Below are 19796 nucleotides of genomic sequence, written 5' to 3'. Positions count from 1 at the left end.
ATTGGCTCGCGTGTGCCGACATCACGTCATGCGGCTCTTCGCGAGCGGCGGATTCGCCGCGAAATAGCGCTTGATGCCGGTCAGGATCGCGCTCGCCATCTTGTCGCGATACGCGTCGTCGTTCAGGCGGCGCTCTTCGTCCGGATTGCTGATGAACGCGGTCTCGACGAGGATCGACGGAATGTCCGGCGCCTTCAGCACCGCGAAGCCGGCCTGCTCGACCGAGCCCTTGTGCAGCTTGTTGATGTCGCCGATCTCTTTGAGCACGAAGTTGCCGTAGCGCATCGAGTCGCGAATCTGCGCGGTGGTCGACATGTCGAACAGTGCGCGGTTGACGGTGGCGTCGTCGGACTTGATGTTGATGCCGCCGATCAGATCCGACGAGTTCTCCTTGTTCGCCATCCAGCGCGCGGCCGCGCTCGACGCGCCGTGCTCCGACAGCGCGAACACCGAGGAGCCCTTCGCCTCGGGCGTCGTGAACGCGTCCGCGTGGATCGACACGAACAGGTCCGCGCCGACGCGGCGCGCTTTCTGCACGCGCACGTTCAGCGGCACGAAGAAGTCGGCGTCGCGCGTCATCATCGCGCGCATGTTCGGCTGCGCGTCGATCTTCGCGCGCAGCTTCTTCGCGATGTCGAGCGCGACGTGCTTCTCGTAGGTGCCTGCGCCGCCGATCGCGCCCGGGTCCTCGCCGCCATGACCCGGATCGATTGCGACGGTGAGCAGTCGCACGGTGTTGCTGCGGCTCGACTTCGGTGTGGTGAATGCGTAGGTGTCGCCGCTGTCGCCGAGGTTGTCGTTGTTGCTGTCGAGACCGCGTGCGGTGCTGTTGCTGTTGGCGTTGCCACCCTTGTTGCGCGCCAGTGCGGCAGGCGGCGCGGAGGGCGCGGACGGCGCCGTCGTGCCATGCGTGGGCGGATGCGGTACGCCCGCGGCGCCATTGCCGGCGCCACCGTTCTGCGCGTAGTGCTCGAAGAACGCTTCGCTGTTGTCGACCGGCGGCGCCGTGCCGGGGCCGGCAAGCGTCGCGGGCGGCGCGCTGTTTTCTTCGTTGAGCGCCTGCTGCTTGCGCTCGGTCTGCGCGAGCAGGTCCATCAACGGATCGGGCGCGACAGCCGGATACAGGTCGAACACGAGCCGGTACTTGTACGCGCCGACCGGCGGCAGCGCGAACACCTGCGGCTTCACCGAGCCTTTCAGGTCGAACACCATACGCACCACGTGCGGCTGATACTGCCCGACCCGCACCGACGAAATCTGCGGATCGTTTGGCGTGATCTTCGAGACCAGCTCCTTCAGCGCCTGATCGAGGTCGAGGCCGTTCAGATCGACGACGAGCCGGTCCGGTCCCTGCAGCAGTTGCTGCGTGTTCTGCAGCGGCTGATCGGATTCGATCGTCACGCGCGTGTAGTCGCGCGCGGGCCACACGCGCACGCCGAGCACCGAGCTCGCAAACGCGAGACGCGGAGCGACGAGGCCGAGCACCAGCGTCGACGCACCCGCGCGCAGGATCTGCCGGCGCCGCCAGTTATGCGTTGCGCCCGCCGCCGATTCGATCGAATGGAATGGTTTGATTAACATCTTTCGAGACATGCCTTTCCTGATTCGCTATAAGCGCGTGCGACGAGTACGCGTGCGTCCGCGTTTGCGTCTGTGTTGCCGACGAGCCCGAGCGAGAAGACGAGATCCGGCACGCCGAGCAGCGGTCCCGCGCGTTGCGGCCATTCGACGAGGCAGACCGCGCCGCTGTCGAAATATTCGCGAAAGCCCGCGTCGGCCCATTCGGCCGGATCGGTGAATCTGTACAGATCGAAGTGATAGAGCGCGAGTTCCCCGGCGGGCCGCTCGAGCACATACGGTTCGACGAGCGTGTAGGTCGGACTGCGCACGCGGCCGGTGTGGCCGAGGCCGCGCAAGGTCGCGCGCACGAGCGTGGTTTTGCCGGCGCCGAGGTCGCCGACCAGTTGGACTTGCAGGCCGTGGAACGCGAGGCTGCTTACAGCGCCAGGCTGGGCTGGCTGTGCCTGATGCGAGGCCGCGCGCACGCTTTCGATTGCCTGTGCGAAGCGCGCGCCGAACGCCTGCGTGGCGGCTTCTTCCGCGAGCGCGAAAGAGCGTTCGAGCAGCACGGGAGCGGACGGTAGGGGCGCGTGATCGGGATTGACAGGCATTCTCGTAAAATGGCGTGATGAACCGAAGTCCGAAGTCCCCTGTTTCCTGCACGCCCGCATCGGCCGATGATGCCATGCGAGCTTCTGGCGCAACGTCCCGTTTCGACGAGGCGGCGCTTCGTGCGCTCGCGCTCGACATCAAGACGTGGGGCCGTGAACTCGGTTTCGGGGCGATCGGCATTAGCGATACCGATCTGTCGGCCGCCGAAGCGCCGCTTGCAGCGTGGCTCGAAGCGGGTTGCCACGGCGAGATGGATTATATGGCCAAACACGGCATGAAACGCGCGCGGCCGGCCGAGCTTGTGGCCGGCACGCGACGCGTGATCACCGCGCGCATCGCCTATTTGCCTGCGCAGACGCTGGAAGCAGAGGCGGCTGAAGGGGCGCATGAAGGGGGACATGAAAGCGCGGCTGAAAGCATGCGGCAAGACGTAACGCAACCCGCCTCACGCGCCACACCCCGCGCGCGCGACTGGCGCGCGGCCGAGCACGCGCGGCTCGCGGACCCGTCGACGGCGGTCGTGTCGATCTATGCGCGCGGCCGCGACTATCACAAGGTGATGCGTCAGCGCCTGCAACAACTGGCCGACCGGATCGAAGCGGCGATCGGGCCGTTCGGCTATCGCGTGTTCACCGATTCGGCGCCGGTGCTCGAAGTCGAGCTCGCGCAGAAGGCCGGCATCGGCTGGCGCGGCAAGCACACATTGCTGCTGCAGCGCGACGCCGGCTCGCTGTTTTTCCTCGGCGAGATCTATGTCGACGTCCCGCTGCCGACCGACGCCGAAACCTCACCCGAGGCCGCGCCCGAAACGCCGGGCTCGCATTGCGGCAGCTGCGCGCGCTGCATCGGCGCCTGTCCGACAGGCGCGATCGTCGCGCCGTACAAGGTCGACGCGCGGCGTTGCATCTCGTATCTGACGATCGAGCTGAAGGGCAGTATTCCGCTCGAGCTGCGGCCGCTGATCGGCAATCGGGTGTACGGCTGTGACGATTGCCAGCTCGTGTGTCCCTGGAACAAGTTCGCGCAGGCCGCACCGGTCGCCGATTTCGACGTGCGGCACGGGCTCGATCGCGCGTCGCTGGTCGAACTGTTCGCGTGGAGCGCCGAGGAGTTCGATACGCGCATGCAGGGCAGCGCGATTCGCCGCATCGGCTACGAGAGCTGGCTGCGCAATCTCGCGGTCGGCATGGGGAACGCGTTGCGCGCCGCGCCAGGAAGTCTCGACCTCGATGCCCGTGGCGCGATCGTGCTGGCTTTGAGGCAGCGAGCCGACGATCCGTCGGCGGTCGTGCGCGAGCATGTGGAGTGGGCGCTCGAAGCGGCGTAAAGTCGTGGCAATTCGGTGCCGGCAATCTGGCACGCTAGAGGAGCAGGCAATCATGTTCAACGCAGTGATCGATGCGCCGTTCGGCAAGATCGGCGTCCGGCTAGAAGGCGAAGCCGTGCGCGAGATCGTCTATCTGCCCGACTCGACGCCCAACGTCGCGCCCGACACGCCGCTCGCACGCGAGGTGGCCGAACAGATCGAGCGTTATCTCGAGCACGCGTCAGCGAAATTCGAGCTGCCGCTCGCCGAGTGCGGCACCGCGTTCCAGCGGCGCGTGTGGCAGGCGATCAGCGACATCCCACCCGGCGTCGTGCTGACTTACGGACAACTCGCGAAGCAGCTCGGCAGCGTGCCGCGCGCGGTCGGCCAGGCGTGCGGCGCCAATTTCTTTCCGATCGTGATTCCGTGTCACCGCGTGGTGAGTTCGAGCGGCATCGGCGGCTTCGCGCACGATGGCGGCGACGGCTTCTTCCGCAACGTGAAGCGCTGGTTGCTCGCGCATGAAGGTGTGCCGTACGTATGAGCACGAGCACCACCACCAATACCGCTGTACACGTCGAAGACACAGCCGCCGCATCACCGCTGCTGCTGACCAGCTCCGCATCGATCGACGCCTTCTGCGACGCGCTGTGGCTCGAGCATGGCCTGTCGCGCAACACGCTCGACGCGTATCGCCGCGACTTGCGGCTCTTCTGCGAATGGCTCGCGCACACGCGCAATGCTTCGCTCGACACCGCGAGCGAAGCCGACCTGAGCGCCTACAGCGCGGCGCGGCAAAAGGACAAGGCGACCTCGGCGAACCGTCGGCTGTCGGTGTTTCGCCGCTATTACGCGTGGGCGGTGCGCGAGCATCGCGCGGCCGCCGATCCGACCTTGCGCATCCGCTCGGCGAAGCAGCCGCCGCGATTTCCGTCGACGTTGAGCGAGGTCCAGGTCGAAGCGTTGCTCGGCGCACCCGACATCGACACGCCGCTCGGCTTGCGCGATCGCACGATGCTCGAGTTGATGTACGCGAGCGGCTTGCGCGTGACCGAACTGGTCACACTGAAAACCGTCGAGGTGGGACTCAACGAAGGCGTCGTGCGCGTCACTGGCAAGGGCTCGAAGGAGCGGCTGGTTCCGTTCGGCGAAGAGGCGCACGCGTGGATCGAGCGCTATCTGCGCGAGGCGCGCCCGGCGCTCCTCGGCCCGCGCGCGGCCGATGCGCTATTCGTGACGACACGCGCGGAAGGCATGACGCGCCAGCAGTTCTGGAACATCATCAAGCGACACGCGCAGGCTGCGGGCGTCCATGCGCCGTTGTCGCCCCACACGCTGCGGCACGCGTTCGCGACTCATCTGCTCAATCACGGCGCGGATCTGCGCGTCGTGCAATTGCTGCTCGGTCACACCGATATTTCGACGACGCAGATCTACACGCACGTCGCGCGAGAGCGGCTGAAATCGCTGCATGCGCAGCATCATCCGCGCGGGTGAGCACGACGCGAAGCGCGCGGGTGCCCGCGCGCTTCACACGAACTCGCGTAACCGGTGCTTGAGAATCTTGCCGGTCGATGCGGCCGGCAGCGCCGCGAGCACCTTCAGCTCGGCTGGCCGCTTATACGGCGCGAGCCGCTCACCGCACCACGCGATCAACTCCGCGGGCGTGACCGTCGCGCCGGAAACCAGTTCGACGAACGCGATCACCTCCTCGTTGCCCTCGACCGCGCGTCCGATCACCGCCGACTGCACGACCTGCGGATGCGCGTTCAGCACGTGCTCGACCTCGGCCGGATACACGTTGAAGCCCGAGCGGATGATCAGCTCCTTGCTGCGCCCGACGATATGCAACGCGCCGTCCGCGGCCTGCCGCGCGAGGTCGCCGGTCTTCAGCCAGCCATCCTCGGTGACGGTCGCGCGGGTCTGCTCGGGGTTGCGGTAATAGCCGAGCATCACGTTCGGCCCGCGCACCCATAGCTCGCCGATCTCGCCCGGCGCGGCTTCGGCGCCGTCGAGCCCGACGAACTTCACTTCGACGCCCGGAATGACTTCGCCGACCGAGCAATCGGCGCGCGGTGCGTCGACCATCGTCTGCGACACGGTCGGGCTGCTTTCGGTCATGCCGTAGCCGTTGTGCAGCGGCAGACCGTACACGGCTTCGACCTGCGCCTTCAGCGCGGCGTCGAGCGGCGAGCCGCCCGAGTAAGCGAAGCGCAGTCGCGGCGCGGACCATGCGTGGCCGTGCGTGTGCAGATGTTCGAGCAGCTTCGCGTGCATCGCCGGCACGCCCTGGAAGATCGAGACGTGCTCGGTGGCGAGGGCGAGGCGCACCGCTTCCGGCACGAAGCGCGGCGCGAGCCGCAACGTCGCGCCCGCATGCAGGCTGCCGAGGCACACCGACGCGAAGCCGTACACATGCGAGATCGGCAGCACCGCATAGACGACGTCGTCGGGCCCGACCTGGCGCAGCCGGCTCGACACGGCCGCGATGTACAGCAGATTGCGATGCGACAGCATCACGCCTTTCGGCGTGCCGGTGGTGCCGGTCGTGTAGATCAGCGCCGCGCATTGGCGGTCGCTGGCGGCTTCGACGGCTTCGGCTTGCACGCTGCTGTCCACCGCATACGACCATGCGCCGATGTCCGGCGACAGCGTGGGTGCGTGCGTCGCTCGATGCCGCTCAGCATGCTGGCGTGCGTCGGGCGAGCTTTCGCGCGCATACGCGACGACGCGCGGTTGCGCATGCGCGCGGATCGAATCGAGTTCGGCGGCCGACAGTCGGGCGTTCGACACGAGCGCCCACGCATCGAGCTTCGCGGTCGCGAACAGCAGCACGATTTGCGCGATGCTGTTCTCCGCGACGATCATCACGCGATCGCCGCCGCGCACGCCCCAGTCGCGCAGCAGCGTGGCGGCCGCATCGACGGCCTCGCGCAGTTGCGCGTTGGTCAGGCGGCGCGCATCTTCGATCAGCGCGACATGCCGCGGATCGCGTGCGGCGGCGAGCGCCGGAATGTCGCCGATGCGCGCGGGCAGGGCGGCGAGCAGCGCGGGGATATCGATCGTGGAACGAATGGATGAAGCCTGCTTCAACACTGTCTCCTCTTTACCAATTCGTAGCCCTGCGCGCAGTATCTCGCACCATGCCGGCATATTTTCGAACGATCGTGCCACAAGTGTCGAACCCGCACAATTGGCCATCCGGCAAATAGCCGTTGTGCAAACTCGCCATTACAATGCGCCGATGAGCAAATCCAGACATGTGTCGGAAACACCCGCCACGCAGCTGCTGCGCCGTCACGGCGTCACGTTCGGCGAGCATCCTTACGACTACGTCGAGCATGGCGGCACCGCGGAATCGTCGTGCCAGCTCGGCGTCGACGAGCATCACGTCGTGAAGACGCTGGTGATGGAAGACGAGCACGCGAAGCCGTTGATCGTGCTGATGCATGGCGATCGCACCGTCAGCACCAAGAACCTCGCGCGGCAGATCGGCGCGAAGCGCGTCGAGCCGTGCAAGCCCGAGGTCGCGAACCGGCATTCGGGTTATCTGATCGGCGGCACGTCGCCGTTCGGCACGCGCAAGCAGATGCCGGTGTATGTCGAGTCGACCATTCTCGAGATGGACAAAATCTGGTTGAACGGCGGGCGGCGCGGCTTTCTCGTCAGCATCGAGCCGAAGGTGCTCACCGATCTGCTCGCGGCAAAGCCGGTGCAATGCGCGAGCGTGGACTGACGCCGATGAGCGGGTTGACGTTTGCCTGAATGTTTTTCGCGCGGACGCGTTCGGTAAAATGTGCGCCGCCCTGATTCGACGGGCATGCCCTGTTGCGGTTGGGGTATCGAATGTCAGACCGCGATCCTTATAAGAGTCCCAGATGCAAAACCTGATCGTCGCTGTCGTTGCCTATCTGATCGGTTCGTTGTCGTTTGCCGTGATCGTGAGCGCCGCGATGGGTCTCGACGACCCGCGCTCGTACGGCTCGGGCAACCCGGGCGCCACCAACGTGCTGCGCAGCGGCAGCAAGAAGGCCGCGATTCTGACGCTGATCGGCGACGCCTTCAAGGGCTGGCTGCCCGTATGGCTGGTCGTGCATTTCGGCGCGCGTTACGGGCTCGACGAGCGCGCGATCGCGATTGCGTCGCTTGCGGTGTTTCTCGGTCACCTGTATCCGATTTTCTTCCGCTTCAAGGGCGGCAAAGGCGTCGCGACCGCCGCGGGCGTGCTGCTCGCGATCAACCCGACGCTCGGCGTCGCGACCTTGCTAACGTGGCTGATCGTCGCGTTCTTTACCCGCTACTCGTCGCTCGCGGCGCTGTGCTCGGCGCTGTTCGCGCCGCTGTTCTACGTGTTTCTGTTCGGGCCGCGCATCGTCGCGCTCGCGGTTCTGGTGATGAGCCTGCTGCTCGTGTGGCGGCATCGCGGCAATATTGCGAAGCTGATGCGGGGGCAGGAGAGCCGTATCGGCGACAAAAAGAAGGCAGCCGGTCCGGCGGCGGGCAACGATCTTTGAAGTGGGCTGAGCGCTTCGCCCGGCCCGATGGCCCGATGCGAAGCGCTTCCGGGTCCGCGGGAGGCTCGTTGCAAGCCAGGCGCGTCGTGCCGCTTAGTCGCGGAAGTTGTTGAAGTCGAGCGGCGTGTCGGTCACGTCCTTGCGCAGCATCGCGATCACGCTTTGCAGATCATCGCGCTTCGCACCGGTGATGCGCACCGCATCGCCCTGAATGCTCGCCTGCACCTTGATCTTGCTGTCCTTCACCAGACGCACGATTTTCTTCGACAGATCGCCCGAGACGCCCTTCTTGATCTTGATGACCTGCTTGACCTTGTCGCCGCCGATCTTCTCGATCTTGCCGTAGTCGAGGAAGCGTACGTCGACGTTGCGCTTGGCCATTTTCGACAGCAGCACGTCCTTCACCTGGCCGAGCTTGAAGTCGTCGTCGGCGTACGCGGTGATTTCGTTTTCCTTGTGTTCGACGCGCGCGTCGGACCCCTTGAAGTCGAAACGCGTCGAAATTTCCTTGTTGGACTGCTCGATCGCGTTCTTGACTTCGATCATGTTCGCTTCGCAGACGACGTCAAACGATGGCATTGCTTTCTCCCAATAGTGCGGCAGTGCGCGACACAGCCGGTCGGCTGAGCGCGAGGCACTCGCTATAATCACGGACCGGACGTCATTTTACCGACGCCGCTCTCTTTTGCCCAAGGCCGCCGCGCGGCGTCGCGACGGCGGGCGATCCCGCGTCGGGCGGCGCCGCTCGTGTCGTCAGGCGCGTCGTTGGTTGTTTTTCGTCGATTCCTGTTGCTTCCCGTCGTTGCCCTGTTGCCATTCCGATGTCCCAATCCGCTCTTGCCGCTCCCGCCGTCGCGTCCCTCATGGCCGGCTATCCGCTGAAGGTCCACAACACGTTCGGCTTCGACGTGCGCGCGCAGTTCGCGTGCCTGATCGAGCGTGAGGAACAGTTGCTCGCCGCGGTGCGCGATCCGCGCGTCGAGGGCCTGCCGCGCCTCGTGCTGGGCGGTGGCAGCAACGTCATGCTGACCGGCGACTTCGCCGGGCTCGTGCTGCTGGTGGCGCTTCGCGGGCGCCGCGTGGTGCGCGAGGATCAGGATGCGTGGTATGTCGAGGCGGCTGGCGGCGAGCCGTGGCACGAGTTCGTCGCGTGGACGTTGGCGCAGGGCATGCCCGGCCTCGAGAATCTCGCGCTGATACCTGGCACGGTCGGCGCGGCGCCAATCCAGAACATCGGCGCGTACGGGCTCGAAATGTGCGAACGCTTCGCGTCGCTGCGGGCGATCGAGCTCGTGACCGGCGAGGCCGTCGAACTCGACGGCGATGCGTGCCGGTTCGGCTATCGCGACAGCCTTTTCAAGCGGGAAGGGCGCGAGCGCTTCGTGATCGCGTCGGTGACGTTCCGTTTGCCGAAGGCGTGGCAGCCGCGCGCGGGCTATGCGGATCTCGCGCGCGAGCTGGCGGCGCGCGGTCATGCGGCGAGCGCTGACCAAGCCGAGGGTGCGGCCGCGCAGCCGACCGCGCAAGCCATTTTCGATGCGGTCGTCGCCGTGCGGCGTGCGAAGCTGCCCGATCCGCTCGAACTGGGCAACGCGGGGAGCTTCTTCAAGAATCCGGTGATCGATGCCGCCCAGTTCGAGGCGCTGAAGCGTCGCGAGCCGGAAGTCGTGTCGTATGTGCAAGCGGATGGGCGGGTGAAGCTGGCGGCCGGCTGGCTGATCGACCGATGCGGCTGGAAGGGCCGCGCGATGGGCGCGGCGGCCGTGCATGAGCGACAGGCGCTGGTGCTGGTGAATCGCGGTGGCGCGAGCGGCACGGAAGTGTTGGCGCTGGCACGGGCGATCCAGCACGACGTGTTCGAGCGATTTGGCGTGGAACTGGAGGCGGAGCCAGTTTGCCTGTGAGCGGCAGTTCTCTCTTTTCGCGCTGAGTTGCCCCGCGGAGCGTCGCCGCCGACGAATGCAAAAGGCGCCGGGAGTTTCCTCCCGGCGCCTTTTTTGTGCCCGCGGTTCCGGCGCGTGTATGGACCAGCGGCTCGCTCAGTGATTGAGCTTGCCGAGCAGCAGGTATTCCATCAACGCCTTCTGCACGTGCAGACGGTTTTCCGCCTCATCCCACACGACGCTCTGCGGTCCGTCGATCACTTCCGCGCTGACTTCTTCGCCGCGATGCGCGGGCAGGCAGTGCATGAAGAGCGCGTCGGGATTCGCGCGCGCCATCATGTCGGCGTCGACGCACCAGTCTGCGAAGGCCTTCTTGCGCGCTTCGTTCTCGGCCTCGAAGCCCATGCTGGTCCACACGTCGGTGGTGACGAGATCGGCGCCCGTGCAGGCTTCGTTCGGGTCGTCGAATTCCTCGTAGAACGACGCGCTTTCCGCCGCGACGAGCGCGCGGTCGAGCTTGTAGCCGGGCGGCGTGGACAGGCGCAGCCTGAAGCCGAGAATCTGCGCGGCTTCGATCCACGTGTACAGCATGTTATTCGCGTCGCCGACCCACGCGACCGTCTTGTCGCGAATTGGACCGCGATGCTCGAAGTACGTGAAGATGTCTGCGAGCACCTGACACGGGTGGTATTCGTTCGTGAGCCCGTTGATCACCGGCACGCGCGAATTCTCGGCGAAGCGCTGGATGATGTCCTGGCCGAACGTGCGGATCATGATGATGTCGACCATGCGCGAGATGACCTGCGCGGCGTCTTCGATCGGCTCGCCGCGGCCGAGCTGCGTGTCGCGCGTGCTCATGAACACGGCGTGGCCGCCCAGCTGGAAGATGCCGGCTTCGAACGACAGGCGCGTGCGTGTCGAATTCTTTTCGAAGATCATCGCCAGCGTGCGGTCATGCAGCGGGTGATAGGTCTCGTAGTTCTTGAATTTGCGTTTCAGGATGCGCGCGCGCTCCAGCACGTACTCGTAGTCTTCCAGCGAGAAGTCCTTGAACTGCAGGTAGTGGCGAATTTTCTTGGCGGTCATGAAACAAATACGGCGGTCTCACCCGGCAGGGTTGCCGGACTGTGCCGCCGTCGGTTTGGTGGTAACCCCATGCAGCATAAAGGATTTCGCCTCGTTTGACGAGTCGGCGGGAGGGCGCCGCAAGCGATTCGAAAGCGTCGTATCGGGCTTCGCGGGGTCATCGGAAGGCGCTTGTGTGCGCTGCGGAAAAGGGCCCGCTGCGCTATAATCTGCGGGTTATCCCAAAGCCCAGCAGGCCGGCGTTTCGCATGAAGAAACGCGGCTCGCGCGGCGCGGAAAGCCTGTCAAGGCGTGGCCGTCATGACAGACGCCAGAGCGGTTCAGCCGGTTCGCCGCAGCGGTTCTCGTGGTGCGGTTCGTCATTGTTGCGTTAGCGCCAGATCCCACGCACGTCGCAGGTGGCTGCAAGCGCTTGCCGTACATGCCGCTTGCGGTGAGTTCGAGCGTATAACTGGCGTCGCCGGTTGGTCGTCATTCCGCTGGGCAGTCACACAGGTATTTCTACATGGCCGAAGCAGCTCCAATCGAATATTTCATTCAGGGCATTACGTCGACCGGAAAAAAATTTCGGCCGAGCGACTGGTCGGAGCGGCTCGCGGGCGTCATGTCGTCGTTCGGGCCCGGCGTGAGGAAGGGGCCGAACGCCTATATGCAGTACTCGCTGTACGTGCGGCCGACCATGATCGGCGACCTCAAATGCGTGATTCTCGATTCGCGGCTGCGCGACATCGAACCAATGGCCTTCGATTTCGTTATGAACTTCGCGAAAGACAACGACCTGCTGGTCACCGAGGCGTGTGAACTGGAACTCGAGCATGCGCCTGCGCCGCAAGCCAAACGGCACGTCATCTGATGTAAGTCGACCGGATCGGCAAAAGCAAAAAAACAAAAACCCGCAAGCAGCGGGTTTTTTTGTGGCTGGCAATTCAACCAAAACAAAAAAGCCCGCCAAAGCGGGCTTCTTGTGCAGCGGAAACAGGAGGTAGCCCGCCGAAGCGGGCCGACCGGAATTACTGCGCTGCGGGCGCTTGCAGACCCTTGACGGCTGCAGCGAGGCGGCTCTTGTTGCGAGCTGCCTTGTTCTTGTGAACGATGTTCTTGTCGGCGATGATGTCGAGGGTCTTCGACGATGCCTTGAAGATTTCGGCGGCCTTAGCGTGATCGCCTGCGTCGATTGCCTTGCGGACAGCCTTGATAGCCGTGCGGAACTTCGAGCGCAGTGCCGAGTTGTGCGAGTTTGCCTTCGCGGCCTGGCGGGCGCGCTTGCGTGCTTGTGCGGAGTTAGCCATGACGGTTCCTTATCCTGTTCCTGTTTCCAGTACCCGGCCTTCAATGATGAGGCGAGGTGCTGCTTCTCGATCCGAACCCTTGGAAGCGATTGCCCAAGGGCGCAAAAGTGTCGAAAAAATCGATCGAACTACGCGAAGGCGGGCCCGTGTTTCAAGGCATCCGGATGTATTGACAGACGGCGCTGCGCCAACCTGAGAACCGCGTCCGAAGACCATTCGAAAACTGAGCAAGCTTCGAAACCGACGATTATAGCAACAAAATCAGGCACGTGACAACGGAAAACACGCGCCGGCGCCACAATGACCGGAGCGGCGTCATGTCGGCGCGTAGGTGCTGGCCCTCCTGCGAGGGCGCCGATGGAAGGCGGGGGCGCTGCCGGGAAGACCGCAGAAAACACAAAAAAATCGCGCTTTCCAGCCGATCGCGGCGAACGTCCGCGTGGCAAATCGGTCCGAATCGCGTTCTGGCTCGTCGCCCGCATTGGCGGGACCCGTATAATAAGCGCCCCATGAATCTATTACGAGCCCTGCTGACGGTCAGCGGCTTCACGCTGCTGTCGCGCGTGACCGGACTGGCCCGTGAAACGTTGATCGCCCGTGCGTTCGGCGCCAGTCAATACACCGACGCCTTCTACGTCGCCTTTCGCATTCCGAACCTGCTGCGTCGCATTTCCGCCGAAGGCGCGTTCTCGCAGGCCTTCGTGCCGATCCTCGCGGAGTTCAAGAACCAGCAAGGCCACGACGCCACCAAGGCGCTCGTCGACGCGACCTCGACCGTGCTCGCGTGGGCGCTCGCCGTGCTGTCAGTGATCGGCGTGGTCGGCGCGTCGGGCGTCGTGTTCGTCGTCGCGTCGGGCCTCGCGCACGAGGGCCACGCGTACCAGCTTGCGGTCGCGATGACGCGCATCATGTTCCCATACATCATTTTCATCTCGCTGACGTCGCTGGCGTCGAGCGTGCTGAATACGTACAAGAACTTTTCGTTGCCCGCGTTCGCGCCCGTGCTGTTGAACGTCGCGTTCATCGTCTCCGCCGTATTCCTCGCGCCGCGCCTGCAAACGCCGGTCTATGCGCTCGCCTGGGCAGTGATCGTCGGCGGCGTGCTGCAATTCGTCGTGCAGCTGCCGGGCCTCAAGAAGATCGACATGGTGCCGCTCATCGGCCTGAACCCGCTGCGCGCGCTCGCGCATCGCGGCGTAAAGCGGGTGCTCGCGAAGATGGTGCCGGCGATGTTCGCGGTGTCGGTCGCGCAGATCAGCCTGATCATCAACACCAACATCGCGTCGCACATCGGCCCCGGCGCGGTGTCATGGATCAACTACGCCGACCGGCTGATGGAGTTTCCGACCGCGCTGCTCGGCGTCGCGCTGGGCACGATCCTGCTGCCGAGCCTGTCGAAGGCGCACGTCGATGCCGACTCGCATGAGTATTCGTCGCTTCTCGACTGGGGACTGCGCGTCACGTTCCTGCTCGCCGCGCCGAGCGCGATCGCGCTGTTCTTTTTCGCCCAGCCGCTGACAGCGGTGCTGTTCAACTACGGCAAGTTCGACGGCAATGCGGTCGTGATGGTGAGCCGCGCGCTCGCCGCCTACGGAGTCGGCCTGATCGGCCTGATCCTGATCAAGATCCTCGCGCCGGGCTTTTACGCGAAGCAGGACATCAAGACGCCAGTGAAGATCGGCATCGGCGTGCTGGTCGTCACGCAGTTGAGCAACTACGTGTTCGTGCCGGTGTTCGCGCATGCGGGTCTCACGCTGAGCGTCGGGCTCGGCGCTTGCGTCAATGCGTTGCTGCTATTTATTGGTCTGCGCAAACGTGGCATTTATATGCCGTCGAGCGGCTGGCTCAAGTTTTTCGTGCAGTTGCTCGGGGCGTGCCTCGTGCTCGCCGGCGTGATGCGCTGGCTCGCGATCAGCTTCGACTGGATCGGCATGCATACCCAGCCGGTCAGCCGCATGGTGTTGCTCGGTGCGTGTCTCGTGCTGTTCGCCGCGCTGTATTTCGGTATGCTTTGGCTGATGGGCTTCAAGTACGCGTATTTCAGAAGGCGAGTGAAGTGATCACCATGTCGCGGGTTCTCGATTATTTCAGTACGCTCGTCGCCGAAGACGAGAGCCTGCCGCTGACCGAGACGGCGCTCTCGATCGCGCAGGATGCCTATCCCGACCTCGATCTGCAGTCGGTGCTCGCCGAGATCGACGAGCTGGTGCTGCGGCTGCGGCGCCGCATGCCCGACGATGCCGACATCCGTCAGAAGGTTGGCATCCTCAGCCGTTTCTTTTTCCGCGAACTCGGTTTCGCGAGCAACCTGAACGATTACTACGACCCCGACAACAGCCATCTGAACGTCGTACTCAAACGTCGCCGCGGCATTCCGATTTCGCTTGCGGTGCTCTATCTGGAGATGGCCGAGCAATTCGGTGTTCCGGTGCGTGGGGTGTCGTTTCCAGGCCACTTTCTGCTGCGCGTGACGATGCCCGACGGCGACGTGATGCTCGATCCGACCACCGGTCATTCGCTGTCCGAAGCGCAGATGGTCGAGATGCTCGAGCCGTACGTCGCGTCGGCTGGCGATTCGGTCGGGCGCGCGCTACGCATGCTGCTGCAACCGGCCACGCATCGCGAGATCGTCGCGCGGATGTTGCGCAACCTGAAGGCGATCTATCTGCAGACCGAGCGTTGGCAACGTCTGCTCGCGGTGCAGCAACGGCTCGTCATTCTGCTGCCGGACAATATCGAGGAAGTGCGGGATCGCGGTTTCGCGTATGCGCGGCTCGATTATCTACGGCCCGCGCTCGAGGACCTCGAAAGCTATCTCGGCGATCGCCCCGATGCGGAAGATGCCACCGTGGTCGAGTCGCAGTTGCATGAATTGCGGCAGCGCACGCGGCATGATGGCGGCGAATAGCGACGCGCGTTTTCACGCTGCATAAAACACAAACGCCTGCACATGTCGCACATGCACAGGCGTTTTTTTATCGCCGTATGCAGGCCTTGGCCTAGCATCGGCGACCAGATCGATCGCTAAGCGATCCTCACTTCGGCTGCATGCGGATCGCGCCGTCCAGCCGGATCACCTCGCCGTTCAGCATCGGATTGTCGAAGATCTGCTTGGCGAGCATCGCGTATTCGGCCGGTTTGCCGAGGCGCGGCGGGAACGGCACCATCGCACCGAGCGCGTCCTGCACTTCCTGCGGCATGCCGAGCAGCATCGGCGTTTCGAAGAGGCCGGGGGCGATCGTCATCACGCGGATCGCGTTGCGCGACAGGTCTCGCGCGATCGGCAGCGTCATACCGACCACGCCAGCCTTCGACGCGGAGTAGGCCGCCTGGCCGATCTGGCCGTCGAACGCGGCGACCGATGCGGTGTTGATGATCACGCCGCGCTCGCCGTTGGCGTTCGGCTCGTTCTTCGACATTTGCACCGCGGCGAGCCGGATCATGTTGAACGTGCCGATCAGATTGATCGAGATCGTGCGCGTGAACAGATCGAGCGAATGGGGGCCATCCTTGCCGACGGTCTTCGCGGCCGGCGCGACGCCCGCGCAGTTGACGAGACCGCGCAGCGTACCGAGCTTCGTCGCGGCTTCGACGGCCTGTTGCGCGTCCTCTTCCCGGCTCACGTCGCATTTGACGAAAGCGCCGCCGAGTTGCTTTGCGAGCGCCTCGCCCGCGTCCAGATTCAGGTCGGCGAGGACGACTTTGCCGCCGTTCTCGACGAGCAGGCGCGCGGTGGCAGCGCCGAGCCCTGATGCGCCGCCGGTGATCAGGAACACGTTGTCACGAATTTCCATGTCTTCTCCTTTGCTACGGTTGTTCAGTGCGGTAACGAGCGAAGCATTTTTCGACGACGATCGATTGTAGCGGCTGTGCTGCGCTGCGGAAAGCGAAGCGGGCGGCGGCATGCAAGCGCTATGGAAACCTAACTGGTTCCGCTGGGCGTTCCCCACCTCTTGCCACTTTTGGTTTGCGCACCGAGCCAGATAAAAAAACCCGCCCAACGTGGGCGGGTTTTGGTCAAACGAAAACAGCGGTAATGGTTGGACCAAGCCGGCTTACTTCAGCGCGTCGAACGCGCGGGCGCGAATTTCATCGACGCTGCCGAGGCCCGAAATGCGGCGATATTGGGGCGCCTTCACCGAGCTCGACGTATCGCCGTTCTTCGCCCAGCCGTTGTAGTACTCGATCAGCGGCTTGGTTTGCGATTCGTACACTTCCAGACGCTTCTTGACCGTTTCTTCCTTGTCGTCGTCGCGCTGGATCAGCGGCTCGCCGGTCACGTCGTCGATGCCCTCGACCTTCGGCGGATTGAACGTCACGTGATAGGTGCGGCCCGACGCGGGGTGCGAGCGACGGCCGCTCATGCGCACGATGATCTCGTCGAACGGCACGTCGATTTCGAGCACGTAGTCGATCGCGACACCGGCCTGCTTCATTGCTTCGGCTTGCGGAATCGTGCGCGGGAAGCCGTCGAACAGATAGCCGTTCGCGCAGTCCGGCTGCTGCAGACGTTCCTTCACGAGGTTGATGATCAGCTCATCCGTGACGAGCTCGCCGGCGTCCATGAAGCGCTTTGCTTCGAGGCCGAGCGGCGTGCCGGCCTTGACGGCCGCGCGCAGCATGTCGCCGGTCGAAATTTGCGGGATGCCGAACTTTTCCTTGATGAAGTTGGCCTGAGTGCCTTTGCCGGCACCCGGTGCACCCAACAGGATCAAACGCATGGATATCTCCAGATCTATGTGAATTCTTTGTTGACGCGGCATGCTTCCCGGCGATTCTCGCAAGTTCCGCATCGGCTACCGTTGGCTACCTCGCGCTGCACGTCGAATACGACGGCGCTGCAAGATCCGCACGGCGCGGCCGGGATAACCCGAGTGTCGCCTGCGCTGGGAGGCGCGCATAACCGTTCGATTATGCCACGGCTTCCCGCGCTCAAGACCCGAATAAGGCCCGTACGCGCGCGAGATCGGCGGGGGTATCGACCCCCGGCAACGGTACGTCTTGCGTGACGAGGACCGCGATGCGCTCGCCATGCCACATCGCGCGCAGTTGTTCGAGCGCTTCGACCTGCTCGATCGGCGAGATCGCGAGGCTCGGGTACGTGCGCAGAAATTTCGCGCGATACGCGTACAGGCCGATGTGCCGGTATACGACGGCGGGCGCGGCCGGCGTCGGCATCGACGCGACGTTGGGCCAGTGCGGTTGCCATGCGTCGCGCGCCCACGGGATCGGCGCGCGCGAGAAATACAGCGCGACGCCGCGCGCATCGGGCACGACCTTGACGACATTCGGATTGAAAATTTCGGCGGGATCGGTGATCGGATGCGCGGCCGTCGCGATCGCGCAGTCGCTCGTCGTTGCCAGATGCGCGGCGACGCCGCGCACGAGCGCCGGGTCGATCAGCGGCTCGTCGCCCTGCACGTTGACGACGATCGTGTCGTCGCTCCAGCCGAAACGCGTCGCCACTTCCGCGAGACGGTCGGTGCCCGACGGATGGTCGGCGCGCGTGAGTACCGCGTCGAAGCCGTGGTCTCGCGCCGCGTCGAGCACTTCCTGCGCGTCCGACGCGACCAGCACCTGTTGCGCGCCCGATTCGCGCGCGCGCTCCGCGACGCGCACGACCATTGGTTTGCCGCCGATGTCCGCGAGCGGCTTGTTGGGCAGACGCGTCGACGCGAGGCGGGCCGGCACGACGGCGATAAACGGATGAGGGGTGGTGTGGATCATCGGATCAGGAACGGGCGGCGATCAGGCCGGAGGAAGAGGCTGCGCGCGCGACGCTCACGCAGGGTCGGACATGAGCCGGAGCGGAGAAAACGGCTGCGGATCGATATTGGAGCGCATGCGGGGAGGGGGCGGTGGCATCGATGAAGCCTGCCTTGACCCGCGCGCGAGCGAGACGTCGCGGCGCCTCGGTGCCGCGACGCGGCGGGTCAGGCGACCGAGCCTGGATTCAGATCGACCGGCGTGCCTTCGACGGTCTGCCTCGCTTCGTCGACGAGCATCACGGGAATGCCGTCGCGGATCGGATAGGCGAGCTTGTCCGCGTTGCAGATCAGTTCCTGCGCGGCGCGGTCGTAGCTGAGCGGGCCCTTGCAGATCGGGCAGACGAGGATTTCAAGCAGGCGAGCGTCCACGGACTTTCTCCACAACTAATGCAGTGAGGCGGTGATCAAGCGCGGCTTCGACCGGGACTACCCAGATGCGCGCGTCGTGCCAGGCCCCCAATTTTACCGCATCCTTTTCCGTAATCAGGATCGCGTCGGCGTCGACGTCGGTGAACGGATTGCGCTCGAACGCGTAGTGGTCGGGCAGCGCGCGCGTCGTGGGCGCGAGGCCGGCCGCGCGCACTGTCGCGAAAAAGCGTTCCGGCGCGCCGATGCCGGCCGCGGCCAGCACGCGTTGACCGGCGAATTGCGCAAGCGGGCGGCGCAGTGCGGGATTGTCGAGATGCCACGCGTCGGCAGGGGCGAGCTGCAGTGCGAACGTGTTCGGCCACGCGGGCAGCGTGCGCGCATACGGATCGTTGATCAGCGTCGCGTCGCGGCGGCGCGACAGCGGCTCGCGCAGCGGCCCGGCCGGTAGCAGGAAACCGTTGCCGCCGAGCCGGTGATCGAACACGACGAGTTCGACATCGCGCGCGAGGCGATAATGCTGCAAGCCGTCGTCGCTGACGATCACGTCGACGTCGCGATGCGCGGCGCACAGCGCCTGCGCGGCGGCGACGCGGTCCGGACAGACCCACACGGGTGCGCCGGTGCGGCGCGCGATCAGCAACGGCTCATCTCCGCCGACCCGTGCCGAGGAACCGGGCGTGACCTGGGTCGGGGCGCTCACGCGCGCGCCGTAGCCGCGCGACACGATGCCGGGCGTTAAGCCCGCGGCGCGCAACGCTTCGACGAGCGCGATGACGGTCGGCGTCTTGCCGGTGCCCCCGACCGTCACGTTGCCGACCACCACCACCGGCACGCCGACGCGCACCGATTTGAGCCAGCTAAGCGAAAACGCGGCGCGGCGCGCGGCCGCGACTGCGCCGAACACGCAGGCGAGCGGCGTCAGTGCCCAGGCGAGCGGTCCACGTTGCTGCCATTCGCGCGCGAGGCGCGCTCCGAAACGGTCGCTGAGTTCGCTCATGGGCGGGTTGCGAGCACGGACTGCGCGCCGTGCGCACTACGCGGGGTCAACATCAACGCGGTTCTCCGGGCAATCGAATGCGAATACGGGTCGAAAAATGAGGTGCGAGCGGCGCGCCGAAAGGGCCCGCGCCCAGTGGCCTCGGGCCGGCAAGCTCTCCGCCGCGCTGCGCGATCGACATACCGTCGAACCCGGCACTGTAGCGCGCGGGCGTCCCGCCCGGCAAGTCGCGTAAGGTCCAACGCACGCCGCTCCACGCTATGTGCGGTTGCTCACAGTCTGTGGATAACTTTGTGGAGAACCTGCTGTCCGATCGTCCCGAAGGGCCATTCCGTGCGCTTTGGATCGTAGTACTCGCTCGCTATCGAGATGCAAACGCCATATAAATCAAGGCTCTGCCAGGAATTTATTG

Annotated in this window: 20 protein-coding genes; 9 read left to right on the top strand and 11 right to left on the bottom strand. The window is 65.0% G+C overall.

The features are described from left to right. Nucleotides 1-21 precede the first annotated feature (21 nt). Nucleotides 22-1593 (bottom strand): N-acetylmuramoyl-L-alanine amidase, encoded by a 1572-nt coding sequence (locus OKW29_RS31970; RefSeq protein WP_429293844.1) that lies wholly within the window; start codon nt 1591-1593, stop codon nt 22-24. After that, nucleotides 1575-2171 carry a tRNA (adenosine(37)-N6)-threonylcarbamoyltransferase complex ATPase subunit type 1 TsaE gene (tsaE, locus tag OKW29_RS31965; protein WP_429293843.1) on the bottom strand — a complete coding sequence of 199 codons (597 nt, stop codon included), beginning with the start codon at nt 2169-2171 and terminating at the stop codon, nt 1575-1577. Before tsaE ends, OKW29_RS31970 begins: the two co-directional genes overlap by 19 nt. Nucleotides 2172-2188: 17 nt before the next feature. Between tsaE and queG the strand changes: the two genes are divergently transcribed. Genes queG through xerD form a run of 3 tightly spaced genes read left to right on the top strand, consistent with a single transcriptional unit; the run spans nt 2189 to nt 4975 of the window. Then, complete coding sequence (gene queG / locus OKW29_RS31960) at nt 2189-3499, top strand: tRNA epoxyqueuosine(34) reductase QueG (protein ID WP_429293842.1); 1311 nt, start codon at nt 2189-2191, stop codon at nt 3497-3499. A 52-nt stretch (nt 3500-3551) separates the two neighbouring features. Then, nucleotides 3552-4022 carry a methylated-DNA--[protein]-cysteine S-methyltransferase gene (locus OKW29_RS31955; RefSeq protein WP_429293841.1) on the top strand — a complete coding sequence of 157 codons (471 nt, stop codon included), beginning with the start codon at nt 3552-3554 and terminating at the stop codon, nt 4020-4022. Then, nucleotides 4019-4975, top strand: a complete 957-nt coding sequence (xerD, locus tag OKW29_RS31950; protein WP_429293840.1) for a site-specific tyrosine recombinase XerD — start codon at nt 4019-4021, stop codon at nt 4973-4975. The genes OKW29_RS31955 and xerD overlap by 4 nt, the downstream gene beginning before the upstream one ends. Nucleotides 4976-5008: 33 nt before the next feature. On the opposite strand, the gene OKW29_RS31945 is transcribed toward xerD, so the two are convergent. Continuing rightward, the gene (locus OKW29_RS31945; RefSeq protein ID WP_429293839.1) at nt 5009-6571 is read right to left on the bottom strand and encodes a class I adenylate-forming enzyme family protein; all 1563 of its coding nucleotides are present in this window, start codon (nt 6569-6571) and stop codon (nt 5009-5011) included. A 151-nt stretch (nt 6572-6722) separates the two neighbouring features. Between OKW29_RS31945 and ybaK the strand changes: the two genes are divergently transcribed. Continuing rightward, the gene (gene ybaK / locus OKW29_RS31940) at nt 6723-7214 is read left to right on the top strand and encodes a Cys-tRNA(Pro) deacylase (protein WP_090801630.1); all 492 of its coding nucleotides are present in this window, start codon (nt 6723-6725) and stop codon (nt 7212-7214) included. 142 nt (nt 7215-7356) lie between these two features. Further along, complete coding sequence (plsY, locus tag OKW29_RS31935) at nt 7357-7992, top strand: glycerol-3-phosphate 1-O-acyltransferase PlsY (protein ID WP_184023064.1); 636 nt, start codon at nt 7357-7359, stop codon at nt 7990-7992. Between the two features lie 93 nt (nt 7993-8085). Here the strand turns inward: plsY and OKW29_RS31930 are convergent, their stop codons facing one another. Next, a complete protein-coding gene (locus tag OKW29_RS31930) occupies nt 8086-8571 on the bottom strand; it encodes a YajQ family cyclic di-GMP-binding protein (protein WP_018421633.1) in 486 nt (161 codons plus the stop codon). 242 nt (nt 8572-8813) lie between these two features. Here OKW29_RS31930 and murB point away from each other — a divergent pair, with 242 nt between their 5' ends. Further along, on the top strand, nt 8814-9896 hold the full coding sequence (murB, locus tag OKW29_RS31925; protein ID WP_429293838.1) for a UDP-N-acetylmuramate dehydrogenase: 1083 nt from the start codon (nt 8814-8816) through the stop codon (nt 9894-9896). Between the two features lie 135 nt (nt 9897-10031). On the opposite strand, the gene argF is transcribed toward murB, so the two are convergent. Continuing rightward, a complete protein-coding gene (argF, locus tag OKW29_RS31920; RefSeq protein WP_018421631.1) occupies nt 10032-10961 on the bottom strand; it encodes an ornithine carbamoyltransferase in 930 nt (309 codons plus the stop codon). Nucleotides 10962-11466: 505 nt separating this feature from the next. Here argF and OKW29_RS31915 point away from each other — a divergent pair. Then, nucleotides 11467-11814 (top strand): DUF3579 domain-containing protein, encoded by a 348-nt coding sequence (locus OKW29_RS31915; protein WP_008923011.1) that lies wholly within the window; start codon nt 11467-11469, stop codon nt 11812-11814. A gap of 157 nt (nt 11815-11971) precedes the next feature. Here OKW29_RS31915 and rpsT read toward each other — a convergent pair whose 3' ends face one another. Continuing rightward, the gene (rpsT, locus tag OKW29_RS31910) at nt 11972-12250 is read right to left on the bottom strand and encodes a 30S ribosomal protein S20 (protein ID WP_429293837.1); all 279 of its coding nucleotides are present in this window, start codon (nt 12248-12250) and stop codon (nt 11972-11974) included. 509 nt (nt 12251-12759) lie between these two features. Here rpsT and murJ point away from each other — a divergent pair. Both murJ and OKW29_RS31900 read left to right on the top strand, forming a co-directional pair. Then, entirely contained in the window at nt 12760-14310 is a 1551-nt protein-coding gene (gene murJ / locus OKW29_RS31905) for a murein biosynthesis integral membrane protein MurJ (RefSeq protein WP_429293836.1), read from the top strand. A gap of 5 nt (nt 14311-14315) precedes the next feature. Further along, complete coding sequence (locus OKW29_RS31900) at nt 14316-15158, top strand: SirB1 family protein (RefSeq protein WP_429294980.1); 843 nt, start codon at nt 14316-14318, stop codon at nt 15156-15158. Between the two features lie 127 nt (nt 15159-15285). Here OKW29_RS31900 and OKW29_RS31895 read toward each other — a convergent pair whose 3' ends face one another. The 5 genes from OKW29_RS31895 to lpxK form a co-directional block, all read right to left on the bottom strand. Continuing rightward, nucleotides 15286-16044 (bottom strand): 3-hydroxyacyl-CoA dehydrogenase, encoded by a 759-nt coding sequence (locus OKW29_RS31895; protein WP_429293835.1) that lies wholly within the window; start codon nt 16042-16044, stop codon nt 15286-15288. 261 nt (nt 16045-16305) lie between these two features. Continuing rightward, entirely contained in the window at nt 16306-16971 is a 666-nt protein-coding gene (gene adk / locus OKW29_RS31890; RefSeq protein WP_090801619.1) for an adenylate kinase, read from the bottom strand. A gap of 211 nt (nt 16972-17182) precedes the next feature. Next, complete coding sequence (kdsB, locus tag OKW29_RS31885) at nt 17183-17977, bottom strand: 3-deoxy-manno-octulosonate cytidylyltransferase (RefSeq protein WP_429293834.1); 795 nt, start codon at nt 17975-17977, stop codon at nt 17183-17185. A 206-nt stretch (nt 17978-18183) separates the two neighbouring features. Further along, nucleotides 18184-18387: a Trm112 family protein gene (locus OKW29_RS31880; RefSeq protein WP_007180583.1), complete on the bottom strand. Its 204-nt coding sequence runs from the start codon at nt 18385-18387 to the stop codon at nt 18184-18186. Then, complete coding sequence (gene lpxK, locus OKW29_RS31875; RefSeq protein ID WP_429293833.1) at nt 18368-19384, bottom strand: tetraacyldisaccharide 4'-kinase; 1017 nt, start codon at nt 19382-19384, stop codon at nt 18368-18370. The genes OKW29_RS31880 and lpxK overlap by 20 nt, the downstream gene beginning before the upstream one ends. Nucleotides 19385-19796 lie beyond the last annotated feature (412 nt).

This window comes from Paraburkholderia sp. CI3 (assembly GCF_050436505.1).
In the GTDB taxonomy this organism is placed as follows: domain Bacteria; phylum Pseudomonadota; class Gammaproteobacteria; order Burkholderiales; family Burkholderiaceae; genus Paraburkholderia; species Paraburkholderia tuberum.
Note: the sequence above shows the minus strand (reverse complement) of the source record. Positions and strands in the feature narration are given on the sequence as shown.